This window comes from Microbacterium sp. LMI1-1-1.1 (genome assembly GCF_040815675.1).
GTDB lineage: Bacteria > Actinomycetota > Actinomycetes > Actinomycetales > Microbacteriaceae > Microbacterium.
The window spans coordinates 447,010-462,671 of sequence record NZ_JBFPNN010000007.1; the positions used below are offsets into that span (position 1 = coordinate 447,010).

The window sequence follows — 15,662 nt, forward strand, 5'->3', positions numbered from 1 at the left end:
TTTCTCTTGCAGCGGCGCACAGTGGAGGAAGACCTTCGATTTGCCTCCCCAACGACCGAGGAGAACGACATGGCTCTTGCCGACATCTTCACCCGCCCCGCCCGTCCGCAGGCGCGACCGGCCGCCGCCCCGGGCACCGCGGCTCTCGGCGCCCGCCCGACCGCCGAGGGACCGGGACTGGCCGCCCTCGTCGCCTGGGTCGACCAGGTCGCCGCCCTCACCCAGCCCGACCGTGTCCACTGGATCGACGGCTCGGCCGCCGAGAACGAGGCGCTGCTGCGCGAGATGGTGGACGAGGGCAAGCTCATCAAGCTCAACCCCGAGTGGCGTCCCGGCTCGTACCTCGCCCGCTCCCACCCCGGCGACGTCGCCCGCCTCGAGTCGCGCACCTTCATCGCCTCCGAGCGCGAGGAGGACGCCGGTCCCACCAACAACTGGATTGCCCCGGCGGAGATCCGTCAGACGCTCGACGGCGTCTTCGAGGGGTCCATGCGCGGTCGGACCATGTACGTCGTCCCCTTCTCGATGGGCGCCGTCGGCGGCCCGCTCAGCCACATCGGCGTGCAGCTGACCGACAGTGCCTACGCCGTGGCATCCATCGGCGTCATGACGCGCGTCGGCACCGCCGTCGTCGAGCAGATCGCCGCGGGGGCCCCGTGGGTCAAGACCGTGCACTCGGTCGGTGCGCCGCTCGCCCCCGGACAGGTGGATGCCGCCTGGCCCTGCAACGACGAGAAGTACATCGTCCACTTCCCCGACACCCTCGAGGTGTGGTCGTTCGGCTCGGGATACGGCGGGAACGCGATCCTCGCGAAGAAGTGCTTCGCGCTGCGCATCGCCTCGGTCATCGGGCGCGACGAGGGCTGGCTCGCCGAGCACATGCTGCTCATCCGCGTCATCGACCCGGCCGGCAAGGCGTACCACGTGGCCGCGGCGTTCCCGTCGGCCTGCGGCAAGACCAACCTCGCGATGCTCCGCCCGACCATCCCCGGCTGGCGCGTCGAGACCCTCGGCGACGACATCACCTGGATCCGTCCCGGCGAGGACGGCCGCCTGTGGGCGATCAACCCCGAGGCCGGCTTCTTCGGCGTCGCGCCGGGCACCGGGGAGTCGACGAACGTCACCGCGGTCGAGACGCTGTGGGGCAACACGATCTTCACCAACGTCGCGCTGCGCCCCGACGGCGACGTGTGGTGGGAGGGCCTGACCGACGAGGCGCCGCCCCACCTCATCGACTGGGAGGGCAACCCCTGGACCCCCGCGTCCGGTCGTCCGGCCGCGCACCCCAACTCGCGCTTCACGGTCGGCGCGGCCCAGTGCCCGCAGATCGCCGAGGACTGGGAGGCGCCCGAGGGCGTTCCGCTGGATGCCATCCTCTTCGGCGGGCGCCGGGCGACGAACGTCCCGCTCGTGCTCGAGGCCACCGACTGGGCGCACGGCGTCTTCCTCGGCTCGACGATCTCGAGCGAGAAGACCGCTGCGCAGGAGGGCACCGTCGGCGAGCTTCGCCGCGACCCGTTCGCGATGCTCCCGTTCTGCGGCTACAACATGGGCGACTACTTCGGCCACTGGCTGTCCGTCGGTCAGAAGCTCCGCTTCGACCGGGCACCGCGGATCTTCCAGGTCAACTGGTTCCGCAAGGGCGACGACGGACGCTTCCTGTGGCCGGGCTTCGGCGACAACGCCCGCGTCATCGACTGGATCATCCGCCGCGTCGACGGTCAGGTCGGCGCGGTCGACAGCCCCATCGGACGTCTGCCCGAGATCGAGGACCTCAACCTCGACGGTCTGGACCTCCCCGCCGCGGACCTCGACGAGCTGTTCTCCGTCGACGCCGCGTCGTGGCTGCGCGAGGCCGACCTGACCGAGGAGTTCTACGACAGCTTCGGCTCGCACCTGCCCGCCGCGCTCCGTGCGGAACTGGCATCGCTGCGGTACCGCCTGCGTCAGCACTGACGCCGTCGACTCGACGCCCCTCCCGTTCTTGGCGCGCGGGAGGGGCGTCGTCCTGTCCGCGCGCACCCGTGCCCCCATCCAGCCCTGCCGCGTGGTCGCTGCCGCCGGCCGTGAGGTGGCGCGAATGTACGCCGTGGGGCTGCTTCTGCGTACATCTGCGGCAAGTCAGCGCGAGAGGGGGAAGGGCGAGAGGAGGGCGGGGGAGGGCGGCCGTCAGACCAGCAGCTGGTGCTTCGCGAGGTCGCGGTAGAGGGGCGTGGATGCCACGAGCTCGCTGTGCGTGCCCTGCCCGACGACCCGGCCGTGCTCGAGCACGACGATGAGGTCGCTGTCGACGACCGTCGACAGGCGGTGCGCGATCACCAGCAGCGTCCGGCCGGTGGCGACCGCGTCGATGGCCTCGCGCATCCGCTGCTCGTTCACGCCGTCGAGCGACGACGTGGATTCATCGAGCAGCAGCACCGGGGGAGCGGCCAGCAGGGCCCGCGCGATCGCCAGGCGCTGGCGCTCGCCGCCGGACAGCATCACGCCGTCCTCGCCGACGGGGGCGTCGATCCCGAGCGGGTTGCGTTCGAGCACGTCGCCGAGGTTGACCGCGCGCAGCACGCGCTCGCAGTCCGCCGCGGACGCCCCCGGCGAGGCCAGGCGCAGGTTGTCGGCGATCGTTCCGGCCAGGGTGGGCGCGTCCTGCTCGACGTACCCGAAGCGGGCGCGGAGGTCGTCCCGAGCCAGGTCGCGGGCGTCGACGCCGTCCGCGAGGATCGCCCCGTCGGTGGGGTCGTAGAACCGCTCGACGAGCGAGAGGATCGTGCTCTTGCCGGCGCCGGACGGTCCGACCAGCGCGACGCGGGCCCCGCGCGGCACCGTGAACGACACCCCGCGCAGCACCTCGCGGTCCGCTTCACCGGCCTCTGCAGCGGTCTCGTCGGCCGCCCGGTCGAGGTGCGCCTGCGCGAGCACCGAACGCGCCTCCTTCGCCGCGGCCGCGCGCGCCTCGACGACGTGGTCGGGGTAGCGGAAGCGCACGTCGCGGAACTCGATCGCCGCGGCATCCCGATCCCCGGTCGAGACCGACGCGGACGCCGCCGGGACGTTGTCGGACGCGGTCTCCTCGGGGAGGTCGAGCACCTCCTGGATGCGGCCCAGCGCGCCCAGCGCCTGGTTGACGGACGTGATCGCGCCGATCGCCGAGGCGAGGGGCTGAACGAGCAGGAAGAGGAAGATGACGAAGGTCACGAGTGCGGCGACGTCGATGGCTCCGGATGCCACCCGGAACCCGCCCACGCCGAGCACGACGAGCAGTGAGACCTGCAGGGCGATCCCCGCGACGGGCACGATGAGGGCGGACACCTTGGCGATCCGGACCCCCGCGGCGTACGCCTCGGTGGCGGTGCTCTCGACGGCGGCGGTCTCGCGCGCGGTCGCCCCGGCCGCGCGGATCGTACGGATCGAGCCGACGGCGCGCTCGACGCCCGAGGACAGCTCGCCCACCTTGACCTGCTGCTCGGTGGAGGCGGCGCGGATGCGCCCGCTCAGCACCACGACGGTCGCGAGGGAGGCGCCGACGACCACGACGATGAGGCCGAGCAGGAGCGGGTCGATGAAGGCCATCGCGACGACGGCGCCGACGAGGATGAGCGCGTTGCCGACGGCATCCGCCAGTCCCTGCGTGAGCACGGCGTAGAGCAGGGTCGTGTCCGTGCCCACGCGCGAGACGAGGTCGCCGGTGCGTCGGGCGTCGAACTCGGCGATCGGCAGGCGGAGGATCCGCGAGATGAGGCGGCGACGGCTGGAGTAGACGACCGCGGTGCCGGTGCGCTGCAGCAGGTAGTGCTGGTAGCCGGAGATGAGGGACGACACGACGACGAAGCCGACGAGCAGCCAGACGAGCGCGCCGAGCGGCACCGAGCCCTGCACGCGCGTGATGACCTCGCCGACGAGGAGCGGCTGCACAAGGGTCGTGGCGGCGCCGAAGACGCTGAGCACGGCGACGACGGCGAGCGTGCGCTTGTGCTCGAGGAGGAACGGAAGCAGCTGACGGAACGACGCGCGGGGGCCCTCGGGCTGGCGACGGCCGCGACGGCCACGGGCGGGAGCGGGGACGGACATGCTCACCTCGGGGAAAGGAAACGGGTCCTTCGACCGTACCCCGCTTCGCACGCGGCTCCGGCGTCGAGGGGGACCGTGCACGTGCCCGGTGGACGACGAAGGGATGCCACGGGCCCTGAGACCCGTGGCATCCCTTCGTCCGGGAGTCGCCGTTACGGCGCGGTCGCCCCGGCGGCGAGGTTGTCGTCGTAGTCGACGTCCTTCGTCTCGGGCGAGAGCACGAGGGCCACGAGCGTCAGCACGCCCATCACGGACAGGTAGACCCCGACGAGCCAGGGGTTGCCGTCGCCGGCCGCCCACAGCGCCACCGCGACGAGCGGGGCCAGGGCCGCGCCCAGGATGGACGAGACGTTGTACGAGATGGCCGAACCGGTGTACCGGACGTTCGTCGGGAACAGCTCGGGCAGGACGGCGCCCATCGGTCCGAAGGTCGTGCCCATGAGGACGAATCCGAAGATGAGGAACGCCTGCACCAGGGCACCGGTGAACTTCGCGTCGGCCTGCGGGAGCAGGAACACCGAGAAGAGCAGACCGAAGACGATGATGCCGATCGTCACCCCGATGAGGAGGCGCTTGCGGCCGATCGCGTCGGCCACGGGGCCGGAGAGCATCGTGAAGACGCCGAAGAACACCACGCCGATGATCTGCATGATGACGAAGTCGGTGTAGCCGAAGCCGAGGCCGGGGACGTACTGGATGGCGTCGAACGGCGTGCCGGCCGCGGTGGCGGCGGCCTCCGCGCCCTCGAGCGTGGCCTTGGTGCCGTACGAGAGCGTGAAGCTCGTCATCAGGTAGAAGAGCACGTAGGTCGCCAGCATGATGAACGTGCCGAGGATGAGCTGCTTCCAGTTGTTGCGGAGCGCGGCGCCCAGCGGGAACTTCTTGATGACGCCCGTCTTCTCGGCCTTGCTGAACGACTCGCTCTCGACGAGCTTGAGGCGCACGTAGAGGCCGACGATGACCATGAGAGCCGAGAACAGGAACGGCACGCGCCAGCCCCACGAGAGGAATTCGGCCGACCGCTGCGCGGTGCCGTCGGGGTGCGGCAGCGCGAAGTTGATGACGAGGAACACCGTGTTGGCGATGATGAAGCCGATCGGGGCGCCCAGCTGCGGGAACGTGCCGAACAGGGCGCGCTTGCCCTTCGGGGCGTTCTCGGTGGCCACCAGCGCAGCGCCGGACCACTCGCCGCCCAGGGCGAAGCCCTGCGCCAGACGCATGATGAGCAGCAGGATCGCCGCCCACACGCCGATCTGGTCGAAGGTCGGCAGGCACCCGATGAGGAACGTCGCGACACCCATCGTGAGGAGGGATGCCACCAGGGTGGCCTTGCGTCCGAACCGGTCACCGAAGTGGCCGAAGACGACGGCGCCGAGGGGGCGCGCGACCATGGCGGCGCCGAAGACGCTGAACGACAGCAGCAGCGAGGTGGTCTCGTTGCCGGTCGGGAAGAAGAGGATCGGGAACACGAGCACGGCCGCCGTGGCGTACGCGTAGAAGTCGTAGAACTCGATGGTGGTGCCCACGAGGCTCGCGGTGATGACGCGCGAACGCGGGTTCGCGGGAGCCGTGGTGGAGCGGGGGGAGGGGGACGAGGTGGTGGTCATGACAGCCTGACGATGAAGACGAGCGTGTGCGTCCGGGGTGGGGCGCAGCGGTGGCGCGGAACGGGCGCGTGGTCTGCGTCCGCTGCGCGGCAAGGTCACCGTGAGCGGGCGGTCCCGGGTGGGGGCCGTCTACCCGTCAAGTCTATGCGTCGGCTGAGCAGGCGCCCGCCGGCCCGGGACACGGGCGGCGGACGCCGGGACCGACGGGGTCAGCCGCGCAGCTCGCGCAGCAGCAGCGCGGTGCGGATGGCGGCGTCGGCCGCCTCGGCGCCCTTGTCCTCTTTCGAGCCCTCGAGGCCCGCGCGGTCCAGCCCCTGCTGCTCGTCGTCGAGGGTGAGCACGCCGAAGCCGACCGGGCGTCCCGCCTCGATCGCGACGCGCGTGAGACCGTCCGTCGCAGCGGACGACACGTACTCGAAGTGCGGCGTCCCGCCGCGGATGATGACGCCCAGGGCGACGACGGCGTCCGCGCCGCCCTCGAAGGCGGCGACGGCCGCGACCGGCAGCTCGAACGAGCCCGGGACGCGGACGACGCGGTACGTCGCGCCGGAGGCGTCCAGGACCTTCGTCGAGCCCGCGATGAGGCCGTCGGTGATGACGTCGTGCCACGTGCCCGCGATGACGACCACGTTCAGTCCCGTCGCGTCGACATTCCCCGTCTCGGGTGCTCCACTGCCGGCCATCAGGCGGTTCCTTCCTTCATGTGCGCGAGCGCGTCGCGCAGGTCGTCCTCGGCGATGACGTGACCCATCCGGTCGCGCTTGGTCTCGAGGTACTGGTGGTTGTTGGGGCCGACGCCGACCAGGAGCGGCACCTGCTCGACCACGTCGAGCCCGAAGGAGCGCAGCTGCGCCACCTTGTCGGTGTTGTTGGTCAGCAGGCGGACCTTCTCGACACCGAGGTCGGCGAGGATGCCGGCCGCGGCGGCGTAGTCGCGGGCGTCGGCGGGCAGACCGAGGGCGAGGTTGGCATCCACGGTGTCCATGCCGCGCTCCTGCAGGCTGTACGCGCGCAGCTTGTTGATGAGGCCGATGCCGCGCCCCTCGTGGCCCCGCATGTAGATGACGATGCCGCCGTCGCGGTCGATCGTGTCCAAGGCGGCATCCAGCTGGGGACCGCACTCGCACTTGAGCGACCCGAAGGCCTCGCCGGTCAGGCACTCCGAGTGCACCCGCACGAGCGGCGCCTCCTCGTGCAGATCGCCGGAGACCACGGCGAGGTGGTCGGTTCCGGTGATGCGGTCCTTGTACGCGAGGAAGCGGAACGTTCCGTGCGAGGTGGGCACGTTCGACTCGGCGCGCAGGCTGACGCGGCGGCGGACCGGCGCGGCGGAGGGCAGCGGGTCGGTCTCGTCGAGGTACGCGATGAGCTGCTCGATGGTGATGACCGGGATGCCGTCGCGCTCGCCGAGCTCGAAGAGTCCGGGCAGGCGCATCATGCTGCCGTCCTCGGCGACGACCTCGGCGATCGCGCCCACCGGCTGCAGCCCCGCGAGGCGCATGAGGTCGACGGCGGCCTCGGTGTGGCCCGCGCGCTCGCGCACGCCGCCCTCGACGGCGCGCAGCGGCAGCACGTGGCCCGGGCGGATGAGGCTCGCCGGGGTCGACTCCTGGTCCGCGAGGACGTTCAGGGTGCGGGCGCGGTCGGCGGCGCTGATGCCGGTGGTGACGCCGTCGGCGGCGTCGACGCTGACCGTGTAGGCCGTGCCGCGGGCGTCCTCGTTGACCGCGACCATCGGCGGCAGGTCGAGGGCGTCCGCCCACTCGGCGGGCATGGGGGCGCAGACGTAGCCGCTGGAGTAACGCACGGTCCAGGCGAGCCACTCGGCGGTCGCCAGCTGGGCCGACAGGATGACGTCGCCCTCGTTCTCGCGGTTCTCGTCGTCGGCGACGAGGATGGGACGGCCCTGACGCAGGGCCTCCAGGGCCTCGGGGATGGTGGACAGGCTCATGCGGAGCCCCTCTCGGTCGGTGCGGCCTCGGCCGCGGTGTTCTCGGTGTCTCGGAAGGCGAGGAGGCGCTGCACGTGCCGCGCCAGGATGTCGGTCTCGAGGTTGACGGGAGCGCCGGGCTCGGCCCGGCCGAGGGTCGTCGCGGCGAGGGTCTCGGGGATGAGCGAGACCTCGAGCCACGGCTCCGGCTCGGACGCGGGACTGACAGCGCTGACGGTGAGCGACACCCCGTCGATCGCGATGGAGCCCTTGTCGACGACGAGCGGGGCGAGGGCGGACGGGATGCCGACCCGCACGACGCTCCACTGCGCGCCCGGTCGCACCTCGCGCACGAGGCCGGTGCCGTCGATGTGCCCCTGCACGATGTGGCCGCCGAGGCGCCCGTGGGCGGCGGTCGCGCGCTCGAGGTTGACGGCGCGGCCCGGCGCGATGCCGTCGAGCGTCGACATGTCGAGCGTCTGCTGCATGACGTCGGCGGTGAACCAGTCCTCGCCCTGGTCGACGACGGTGAGGCAGACCCCGCTGACGGAGATGGAGTCGCCGTGGCCCGCGTCCGACACCGACAGCGGCGCGCGCACGGTGAGGCGGACGCCGTCGCCCGACGGCTCGACGGCGGTGATCGCGCCGATCTCTTCGACGATTCCGGTGAACATCAGGCGTCTCCGTGGGGGTCGGGGGTGGTCTCGTGCGGGTGGGCGACGACGAGGAGGTCGTCGCCCAGGGTCTCGATCCGCGTCACGCGCAGTCGGCGGGCGTCGGCGATCGTCGACACCCCGATGTCGCCCAGGGCGAGCCGGGACCCGCCGAGCAGGACGGGCGCGACGTAGACGAGCACCTCATCCGCCAGGCCCGCGCGCAGGAAGGAGCTGGCGAGCGTCGGGCCGCCCTCGACGAAGACGCGCTGGATGCCACGGGCGCCGAGGTCCGCGAGCACGACGAACAGGTCGCGGGTACGGGCGAGGATCACCGGGTGCGGATGCCGGTGGACGGCGGCATCCGGAGCCACCTCGCTCTCGCCGATGACGACGGGGACGGGCTGGTTCTCGAGGAGGGACCCGTCCTCCGCGCGTGCGGTGAGGGCGGGGTCGTCCGCGCGGACGGTCCCCGTGCCGGCGATGATCGCGTCGGCCGCGGCGCGGCGGAGATGGACGTCCCGGCGGGCGTCGGGCCCGGTGATCCACTGACTCGTGCCGTCGTCGGCGGCGGCCCGGCCGTCCAGGCTCTGCGCCCACTTGACGGTGACGACGGGGCGGCCGGTGCGCTGGAGGTGCGTCCAATCGTGGACGAGGGCGGCGGCGGCGTCCCGCTCGACGCCGGACTCCACGTCGACGCCCGCGGACCGGAGGCGCGCTGCGCCGCCCGACGCGGCATCCGTGGGGTCGTCGAGCGCGTAGACGACGCGGGACACCCCGGCCTCGAGGAGTGCGACGGCGCACGGCCCGGTGCGGCCGGTGTGATTGCAGGGCTCCAGGGTGACGACGGCGGTCGCCCCGGCGGCCGCGCCCGGCGGCAGCTGCGACAAGGCGTCGACCTCGGCGTGCGGCGTGCCCGCACCGCGATGGAACCCCTCGGCCAGGACGTCCCCGGTGGGGGAGAGGATGACCGCGCCGACCTGCGGGTTCAGCCCGCGCGGACCTCCGCGGGCGAGCTGCAGCGCTCGCCGCATGGCGTCGATCTCGGTGGCGGATGCCATTCCCTGTCCTTCCCGCGGTGCTCGAGGGGGCAGGAAGGCGCGCCGCGCCGTCCGTGCTGCCTCCCATCCGGACTAGCGACGATCGCTCGTCGCATCACCGTCGGTTCCGGAGTTCCACCGGATCAACCCGTCAGCCGAAGCGTCGGAGTTCGCGGACTGTCACCGCCGGTTCGGATTCCCACCGACCCCGGAGCACGTTGTTGCACTTCGGAGTCTAGTCAACGTGGTTCTCCCGGTTTCATTCCCGGTCGCTGTGTGACATCCGGGCCGTCCGCGCGTCGGTGATCACCGTTCTCCGGCGCTCCGCGGGGGCCGTCACTTCAGCAGCCGCGACAGCCGCCGATCGGCCAGCAGCTTGCCGCCGGTCTGACACGTGGGGCAGTACTCGAGGGAGTTGTCGGCGAAGAAGACGCTGCGCACCTCGTCGCCGCAGACCGGACACGCCTCGCCGCGCCGGCCGTGCACCCGCATGCCGCGGCGCTTCGCGTCCTTCAGGTCGGCCGGCGGCTTGCCCCGCGCGGCCGCGACCGCGTCGGTGAGCGTCGACACCATCGCGTCGAACAGGCGGTCGACCTCGTCGTCGGTGAGCTTCGCCGCGAGCGCGTACGGCGACATCTTCGCGGCGTGCAGGATCTCGTCGGAGTACGCGTTGCCGACGCCGCCGATGATCGACTGGTCGCGGAGGACGCCCTTGATCTGGGTGCGCCGTCCCGCGAGCAACGCGCCGAACACGTCGCGGTCGATCTCGCCGCCGAGGGGATCCGGCCCCAGCCGGGCGATCCCCGGCACCTCCTGCGGGTCGCGGACGATGGAGACGGCCAGCGACTTCTTGGTCCCCGCCTCGGTGAGGTCGAAACCGGAGTCGTCGTCGAACCCGATGCGCAGCGCGATGGGCGTCTTGCCCGGCTTGATGAGCGTCTGCGGCAGCAGGTCGTACCAGCGCAGCCACCCGGCCTTGGCCAGATGGAAGACGAGATGGATGCCGCCGTCCGTCGCCACGTCGAGGAACTTGCCGTGGCGCTCCACCCCGGTCACCGCGGTCCCGACGAGCGCCGTGAGCGGCGGGTCGTACGTCTTGAGGGCGGAGATGGCCGACACGGTCGCCTTCGTCACGTGCAGTCCCGTCACGCGGCCGCGCAGGTATTCGACGAGTCCCTCGACCTCGGGCATCTCCGGCATGCGCCACATCCTGGCATCCGGGTCCGACATCGCGCCGCCCCTTGCGCCTCGCCCCGCCCGCCGTTCCGCCCGTCGCTGCCCCGGGCGCTCCCTCCGGGGTCGCCGTTCCGCGGGTCCTCCTGCCCAGTAAACGCTCTGCGCGGGTGGAAACGCCGTGGCACGGCGTTTCCACCGCGCCGGAGCGTTTACCGGAGAAGCCAGAGCATCACCGGAACAGGGGGAGGGATGCCACGGCCACGTTCACCCGAGGGGGAGCGGCCACGGCTGCGGGGACCGCTCGTCGTCGCGCAGCAGCCCCGCCACCCAGAGGTCGGCCCGCCCGAAGCTGTTCGAGGCGGCCTGACGCAGGAGCCCCTCGTAGCGGAAGCCGAGTCGACGGGCGGTGCGCGCCGAGGCCACGTTCCCGACGACGGCCCGCCACTCGATCCGGGCGATCGCCGGCCGCTCGGCGGCGAAGGCCCAGTCCACGACGGCCTCGGCCGCTTCGCCGACGACGCCCTGCCCGCGCGCCTCGCGCGCCATCCAGTAGCCGATCTCCGGCGCCCCGCCGCCGAGCCGGGCGAGCCCGATCATGCCGACCAGCCGATCGTCGAGGCGGATGGCCCAGGTCGCCTCGGACCCCTCGTCCCACCAGCGGTCGGAGAGAGCGATGAACTTCTCGGCGTCGCCGGGCAGGTAGGGCGACGGCACGGTCGTCAGCCGCTGCAGCTCGGCGTCCTGGCACGCGGCGTGGATGCTCGCGGCATCCCTGTCCCGAGGAGCGGACAGCTCGAGCCGGGGCGTGTGCAGGACGTCGCGTTCCATCCGCTCACGCTATCCGGCGCAGTGCGTCCGCGACGGACCATCGCGTCATGACACAAAACGAAACGAGGTGTTGCACAGTCCGACACAGAACGGGATGCCGATATCGCTAACGTGCGGCGTGGGGGCGTGATCAGGGCGTCCCCGCCCACGTGTCGTGGGAGGGGAAATGGGGGAAGAGCCATATGAAGAAGAAGGCGATCACCGGGGGAGTGGGCGTCGCGGCGCTCGCCCTCACGGCTGCGTTCGGTGCGAGCTCTGCGGCCTGGGCGGCCGACATCACCGGGGAGACCACCGTCACGGTGGACGTCACGACGGCGGGACAGGTGGAGGTGCGCGTCTGGGCGCGGAACACCTCGGCGGTCCCGGCCTACGGTGCCGCGGTCATCTCGGCGCCCGACGGGACGCTCGAGGACTACGGTCCCCGCCTGTTCCAGCCGGGCGAGGAATGGGTCTGGTCGAAGGTGCTCGTGGGGTACGGCTGCGACGACGTCGCGGAGACGGCTGCGGCGACGTTCGGCTTCGAGGAGCTCGGCACCGCGCCGGACTGGACCTCCGGCGTGCTGGCCGCGCCGGACCCGCGCGTGACCGTCATCGGGTGCGACGTCGATCCCGAGCCGACGCCGAGCCCGACGCCGACCATGGAGCCGACGCCCACGCCGTCGGCCTCGCCCGAGGTCACGGCCACCCCGACGCCGGCGGTCGTCGTGCCGTCGGCCGCGCCGACCGCCGCCGCATCGGTGGCGTCGAAGCCGACCGCGCTCGCCGCGACCGGCTCGTCGGCCGACGCGCTGCTGCCGGCCGGGATCGTCGCCGCCGCGGCCGTCTCGCTCGGCGTGCTGCTGATGGTCCTGCGCCGACGCCGCACGGTCTGACAGGTCGAGGGCGGGGCCGTTCTGCGGAGCGGCCCCGCTCCCACGTCGTCGCGCGACAAACGCTCCGTGCGCGGGAAACGCCGGATGCGGGCGTTTCTCGGGGCAGAGAGCGTTTCTCGGCAGGGGAGCGGGCGCGGTCAGCCGCGGCGCAGCAGCCCGATGCGGTCGTAGACGTCCGCCAGGGTCCTCTCGGCGACGGATGCCGCCCGCTCGGCGTTGTGCGCGAGCACGCGGTCCAGCTCGGCGGGGTCGGCCAGCAGTTCGAGGGCCCGCTCGCGGACGGGCTCGAACTCGGCGACGACGACCTCGGCGAGGCCCTTCTTGAAGTCGCCGTACCCGCGCCCGGCGTACTCGTCCTCGATGGCCGAGATCTCCCGGCCGGTCAGCGCCGAGTAGATCACCAGCAGGTTCGACACCCCGGGCTTGGCCTCGCGGTCGAACCGCACCGCACCCTCGGAGTCGGTCACGGCGCGCATGATCTTCTTCGCGCTGACCTTCGGCTCGTCGAGCATCCACAGCACGCCGGCGTCGCTCTCGGCGGACTTGGACATCTTCGCCGTCGGGTTCTGCAGGTCGTAGATGCGGGCGGTCTCGCGCTGGATCATCGGCTTCGGCATGGCGAACGTCTCGCCGAAGCGCTGATTGAACCGCTCCGCGAGGTCGCGCGTCAGCTCGATGTGCTGCTTCTGGTCGTCGCCGACGGGGACGACGTCGGTCTGGTAAAGCAGGATGTCGGCGGCCATGAGGACCGGGTAGGTGAAGAGGCCCACGTTGGTGGCATCCGTCCCGTAACGGGCGGACTTGTCCTTGAACTGGGTCATGCGGCCGGCTTCACCGAAACCGGTGAGGGTGGAGAGGATCCACTGCAGCTCGGCGTGGGCGGGCACGTGCGACTGCACGTACAGCGTCGACCGCGACGGCTCGATCCCCGCGGCGATGTACTGCGCCGCGGTGCGGCGGGTCTTCTCGCGGCGTTCGGCCGGGTCGCCCGGCTGGGTGAGGGCGTGCAGGTCGACGACGGAGAAGAAGGCGTCGTACTCGTCCTGCAGCGTGCGCCACTGGAGGAGGGCCCCGATGTAGTTGCCGATCTGGAGGCTGTCGGCGGAGGGCTGCATTCCGGAGTAGAGGCGCTGCGTGGTCACCGGACAATCCTAGGCGTCGGGTCGCCCGTCCCTGCCCGCTCAGCTCTCGCCTGCGCAGCCCTCGCCCGCGCAGCCCTCTTCACGCAGCCGTCGCGTCCTCGCCCGCGATGCCCCCGGCGATCGTCGCGCCTCGACCTCGGCGCGTCACCCGATCTCGTAGTCGACGATGACGGGCGCGTGGTCGCTCCAGCGGGTGTCCCAGGATGCCGCCCGGTCGACGCGGTAGCCGGACGCGCGGTCCGCGAGGGCCGGGGTGGCGACGTGATAGTCGATGCGCCAGCCGGTGTCCGTGTCGAACGCCTTTCCGCGCATCGACCACCAGGTGTACGGGCCGTCCACCTCGCCCGCGTGACGCCGACCGACGTCGACCCAGCCGAGACCCGGGCCCTCGGACCCGTCGACGCCCGTGACGGTCTCGCCCGCGGGGCCGAAGAACCGGTCGAAGTACGCGCGCTCGCGGGGGAGGAATCCGGAGTTCTTGCGGTTGCCCTTCCAGTTCTTGATGTCGAGCTCGCGGTGGCCGACGTTCAGGTCGCCCATCACGACCGCCAGCTCGCGCTCGGCGGAGAGCTCGCTCAGACGCCGCTCCATCGCGTCGAGGAACAGCCACTTCGCCTCCTGCTTGGGCGTGTCGACCTCCCCGCTGTGGACGTAGGCGCTGACCACCGTGAGGGTATGGCCATCGACGTCGAAGTCCGTCTCGATCCAGCGGCCGGTGGCATCCAGGGGCTCGGGTCCCAGCACCGCGCGCGTGGCCGTCGCGGGCATGCGACTCACGACCGCGACACCGGCGCGTCCCTTCTGCAGGGCCTCGTCGTTGACGATGTGCCATCCGGGGAGTGCCTCGGCGAGCTGGTCGGCCGTCGCGCGCACCTCCTGCAGCGCGAGGATGTCGGCGCCGGAGGCCTCCACCCATTCGGTCATGCCCTTGCGGACGGCGGCACGGATGCCGTTGACGTTCACGGACACGATGCGAAGAGTGCGAGACACCCGACGAGCGTAACGCGGGCCTCCGACATCGGGCCCGGGACGGCTGCCCGCCTCATGTCGAGCGACGCCAGCCGCAACAGCCGGGACGGTCGCGGGCTCAGTCGGGGAGGAGGGACGCGCGCCGCGGACCCGGCGAGTCGGCCTCCGCGCGCGCGAGCGCCTTCTCCGCCGCCGCCAGCCGCCGGCGCGCACCCCCGCGCCGCGGCCACCGCGCCAGTGCCAGCTCGCGCTCCGCGTCGCGCACGCGCACCTGCGCGGCGATGACGATGGCGGCCTGCTCCATGGCCCGCCGGTCCTCGGCGGAGCGCAGGGGCACGTCGCGGTCGCCGGCCGCCACGGCGATCCACGCGGCGGCGAGGAGGATGACGATGCCGATCAGCCGGAACCACAGGAGGAAGCCGATAAAGATCGCGAAGGTGGCCAGCAGCGGGTTGGACGGCGTGTAGACGAAGAGGAAGCCCGCAGCGACCTGCAGGAGGACCATCCCCGTCGCACCGACGAGCGCGCCGGGCCAGATCCGGCGCCATCGGAGCGACGTCCCCGTCAGGAAGCGGAACAGACAGGCCAGGGCCACCGTGTTCAGGGCGAAGGCGACGGCGAGCGAGATCGCCCGGGCGCCGATCGACCACCACACGGACTCGCGGTCCCACGACAGCAGCGAGAAGACGAGGTCGATCGCGCCCGTGGCGACGGAGCCGAGCAGGGCGCCGATCAGCAGCGAGATGCCGAAGAGGAGGGCGGCGACGAAGTCCCGCGCCTTGAGCATGACGAAGCTGCGGAGGTCGAAGGGCAGGCCGAAGGTGTCGCGCACCGCACGGCGGGCGAACGTGACGAAGCCGGTCGCGGTCCACACGACGACCACGATGGCGAAGGCGCCCGTGATGCTGAGCAGCCGCCCGCTGTCGTGCGCGATGCTCTCCACGTCATCCGGCTTCACGAGTCCCTGCTCGCTGATGATGCCGGGGATGTAGCTGTTGATGATGTCGATGAGCGTCGTGATCGCCGCGCGCGACCCGCCCAGCCACACGCCCACGCCCGCGAATGCGAGATAGATCGCGCCGAAGACGGCGAACAGCGCCTGGAAGCTCATGCCCGCCGCGAGCAGGAAGCCGTTGTGCTGCAAGTAGTGCCGCCAGACGCGGATGGGGAACCAGCCCGCGATCCGCGACACCTTCTCGATCGGCTCGTCGAGGCGTTCGCGCAGCGAGGCCTGCGCCGACTCGAGCCGATCGCGCAGCGACGACTCGTCCCGCGAGGTCGCCGGCAGCGGCCGGGGATCGTCGCGCGTCTCGGTCACGCCACGAGCCTAATCAATGGATGCCGCCCCTTCCGCGGCCGCCGGCCGGTGGCATCCCTCTC

The 15,662-nt window shown here is 72.0% G+C and carries 13 protein-coding genes and 1 riboswitch; of the genes, 2 read left to right on the forward strand and 11 right to left on the reverse strand.

Features of this window, described 5'->3' with window-relative positions; all coding sequences use genetic code 11:
• The first annotated feature begins 69 nt into the window (after nucleotides 1–69).
• Nucleotides 70–1,956, forward strand: a complete 1,887-nt coding sequence (locus tag MRBLMI1_RS08035; RefSeq protein WP_367729448.1) for a phosphoenolpyruvate carboxykinase (GTP) — start codon at nucleotides 70–72, stop codon at nucleotides 1,954–1,956.
• A 213-nt stretch (nucleotides 1,957–2,169) separates the two neighbouring features.
• On the opposite strand, the gene MRBLMI1_RS08040 is transcribed toward MRBLMI1_RS08035, so the two are convergent.
• The 8 genes from MRBLMI1_RS08040 to MRBLMI1_RS08075 all read right to left on the reverse strand — a co-directional run bounded on the left by MRBLMI1_RS08040 (nucleotide 2,170) and on the right by MRBLMI1_RS08075 (nucleotide 11,299).
• On the reverse strand, nucleotides 2,170–4,065 hold the full coding sequence (locus MRBLMI1_RS08040) for an ABC transporter ATP-binding protein (RefSeq protein WP_367729451.1): 1,896 nt from the start codon (nucleotides 4,063–4,065) through the stop codon (nucleotides 2,170–2,172).
• A gap of 152 nt (nucleotides 4,066–4,217) precedes the next feature.
• A complete protein-coding gene (locus MRBLMI1_RS08045; RefSeq protein WP_367729455.1) occupies nucleotides 4,218–5,672 on the reverse strand; it encodes an MFS transporter in 1,455 nt (484 codons plus the stop codon).
• A gap of 209 nt (nucleotides 5,673–5,881) precedes the next feature.
• Nucleotides 5,882–6,355, reverse strand: coding sequence for a 6,7-dimethyl-8-ribityllumazine synthase (ribH, locus tag MRBLMI1_RS08050; protein ID WP_367729456.1), 474 nt, complete (start codon nucleotides 6,353–6,355; stop codon nucleotides 5,882–5,884).
• Nucleotides 6,355–7,623, reverse strand: a complete 1,269-nt coding sequence (ribA, locus tag MRBLMI1_RS08055) for a GTP cyclohydrolase II (RefSeq protein ID WP_367729457.1) — start codon at nucleotides 7,621–7,623, stop codon at nucleotides 6,355–6,357. The genes ribH and ribA overlap by 1 nt, the downstream gene beginning before the upstream one ends.
• Nucleotides 7,620–8,276 carry a riboflavin synthase gene (locus tag MRBLMI1_RS08060; RefSeq protein ID WP_367729459.1) on the reverse strand — a complete coding sequence of 219 codons (657 nt, stop codon included), beginning with the start codon at nucleotides 8,274–8,276 and terminating at the stop codon, nucleotides 7,620–7,622. Before MRBLMI1_RS08060 ends, ribA begins: the two co-directional genes overlap by 4 nt.
• Nucleotides 8,276–9,316, reverse strand: coding sequence for a bifunctional diaminohydroxyphosphoribosylaminopyrimidine deaminase/5-amino-6-(5-phosphoribosylamino)uracil reductase RibD (gene ribD / locus MRBLMI1_RS08065; RefSeq protein WP_367729460.1), 1,041 nt, complete (start codon nucleotides 9,314–9,316; stop codon nucleotides 8,276–8,278). The genes MRBLMI1_RS08060 and ribD overlap by 1 nt, the downstream gene beginning before the upstream one ends.
• A gap of 50 nt (nucleotides 9,317–9,366) precedes the next feature.
• Nucleotides 9,367–9,515: riboswitch (FMN riboswitch) on the reverse strand.
• 116 nt (nucleotides 9,516–9,631) lie between these two features.
• Nucleotides 9,632–10,495 (reverse strand): Fpg/Nei family DNA glycosylase, encoded by an 864-nt coding sequence (locus tag MRBLMI1_RS08070; RefSeq protein ID WP_367729462.1) that lies wholly within the window; start codon nucleotides 10,493–10,495, stop codon nucleotides 9,632–9,634.
• A gap of 240 nt (nucleotides 10,496–10,735) precedes the next feature.
• Nucleotides 10,736–11,299 (reverse strand): GNAT family N-acetyltransferase, encoded by a 564-nt coding sequence (locus MRBLMI1_RS08075; protein ID WP_367729464.1) that lies wholly within the window; start codon nucleotides 11,297–11,299, stop codon nucleotides 10,736–10,738.
• Nucleotides 11,300–11,481: 182 nt separating this feature from the next.
• Here MRBLMI1_RS08075 and MRBLMI1_RS08080 point away from each other — a divergent pair, with 182 nt between their 5' ends.
• A complete protein-coding gene (locus MRBLMI1_RS08080; RefSeq protein ID WP_367729466.1) occupies nucleotides 11,482–12,171 on the forward strand; it encodes a hypothetical protein in 690 nt (229 codons plus the stop codon).
• Nucleotides 12,172–12,308: 137 nt separating this feature from the next.
• Here MRBLMI1_RS08080 and trpS read toward each other — a convergent pair whose 3' ends face one another.
• The 3 genes from trpS to MRBLMI1_RS08095 all read right to left on the reverse strand — a co-directional run bounded on the left by trpS (nucleotide 12,309) and on the right by MRBLMI1_RS08095 (nucleotide 15,600).
• Nucleotides 12,309–13,313 carry a tryptophan--tRNA ligase gene (gene trpS / locus MRBLMI1_RS08085; protein ID WP_367729467.1) on the reverse strand — a complete coding sequence of 335 codons (1,005 nt, stop codon included), beginning with the start codon at nucleotides 13,311–13,313 and terminating at the stop codon, nucleotides 12,309–12,311.
• A 144-nt stretch (nucleotides 13,314–13,457) separates the two neighbouring features.
• Nucleotides 13,458–14,303: an exodeoxyribonuclease III gene (locus MRBLMI1_RS08090; protein WP_367729473.1), complete on the reverse strand. Its 846-nt coding sequence runs from the start codon at nucleotides 14,301–14,303 to the stop codon at nucleotides 13,458–13,460.
• Between the two features lie 97 nt (nucleotides 14,304–14,400).
• Nucleotides 14,401–15,600 carry a YihY/virulence factor BrkB family protein gene (locus tag MRBLMI1_RS08095; RefSeq protein ID WP_367729475.1) on the reverse strand — a complete coding sequence of 400 codons (1,200 nt, stop codon included), beginning with the start codon at nucleotides 15,598–15,600 and terminating at the stop codon, nucleotides 14,401–14,403.
• Nucleotides 15,601–15,662: the final 62 nt, after the last annotated feature.

Bases quoted from the DNA above. Each gene is read 5' to 3' on its own strand.
- MRBLMI1_RS08035 (WP_367729448.1), top strand. From the start codon at position 70: ATGGCTCTTGCCGACATCTTCACCCGCCCCGCCCGTCCGCAGGCGCGA.
- MRBLMI1_RS08040 (WP_367729451.1), bottom strand. From the start codon at position 4,065: ATGTCCGTCCCCGCTCCCGCCCGTGGCCGTCGCGGCCGTCGCCAGCCC.
- MRBLMI1_RS08045 (WP_367729455.1), bottom strand. From the start codon at position 5,672: ATGACCACCACCTCGTCCCCCTCCCCCCGCTCCACCACGGCTCCCGCG.
- ribH (WP_367729456.1), bottom strand. From the start codon at position 6,355: ATGGCCGGCAGTGGAGCACCCGAGACGGGGAATGTCGACGCGACGGGA.
- ribA (WP_367729457.1), bottom strand. From the start codon at position 7,623: ATGAGCCTGTCCACCATCCCCGAGGCCCTGGAGGCCCTGCGTCAGGGC.
- MRBLMI1_RS08060 (WP_367729459.1), bottom strand. From the start codon at position 8,276: ATGTTCACCGGAATCGTCGAAGAGATCGGCGCGATCACCGCCGTCGAG.
- ribD (WP_367729460.1), bottom strand. From the start codon at position 9,316: ATGGCATCCGCCACCGAGATCGACGCCATGCGGCGAGCGCTGCAGCTC.
- MRBLMI1_RS08070 (WP_367729462.1), bottom strand. From the start codon at position 10,495: ATGCCGGAGATGCCCGAGGTCGAGGGACTCGTCGAATACCTGCGCGGC.
- MRBLMI1_RS08075 (WP_367729464.1), bottom strand. From the start codon at position 11,299: ATGGAACGCGACGTCCTGCACACGCCCCGGCTCGAGCTGTCCGCTCCT.
- MRBLMI1_RS08080 (WP_367729466.1), top strand. From the start codon at position 11,482: ATGAAGAAGAAGGCGATCACCGGGGGAGTGGGCGTCGCGGCGCTCGCC.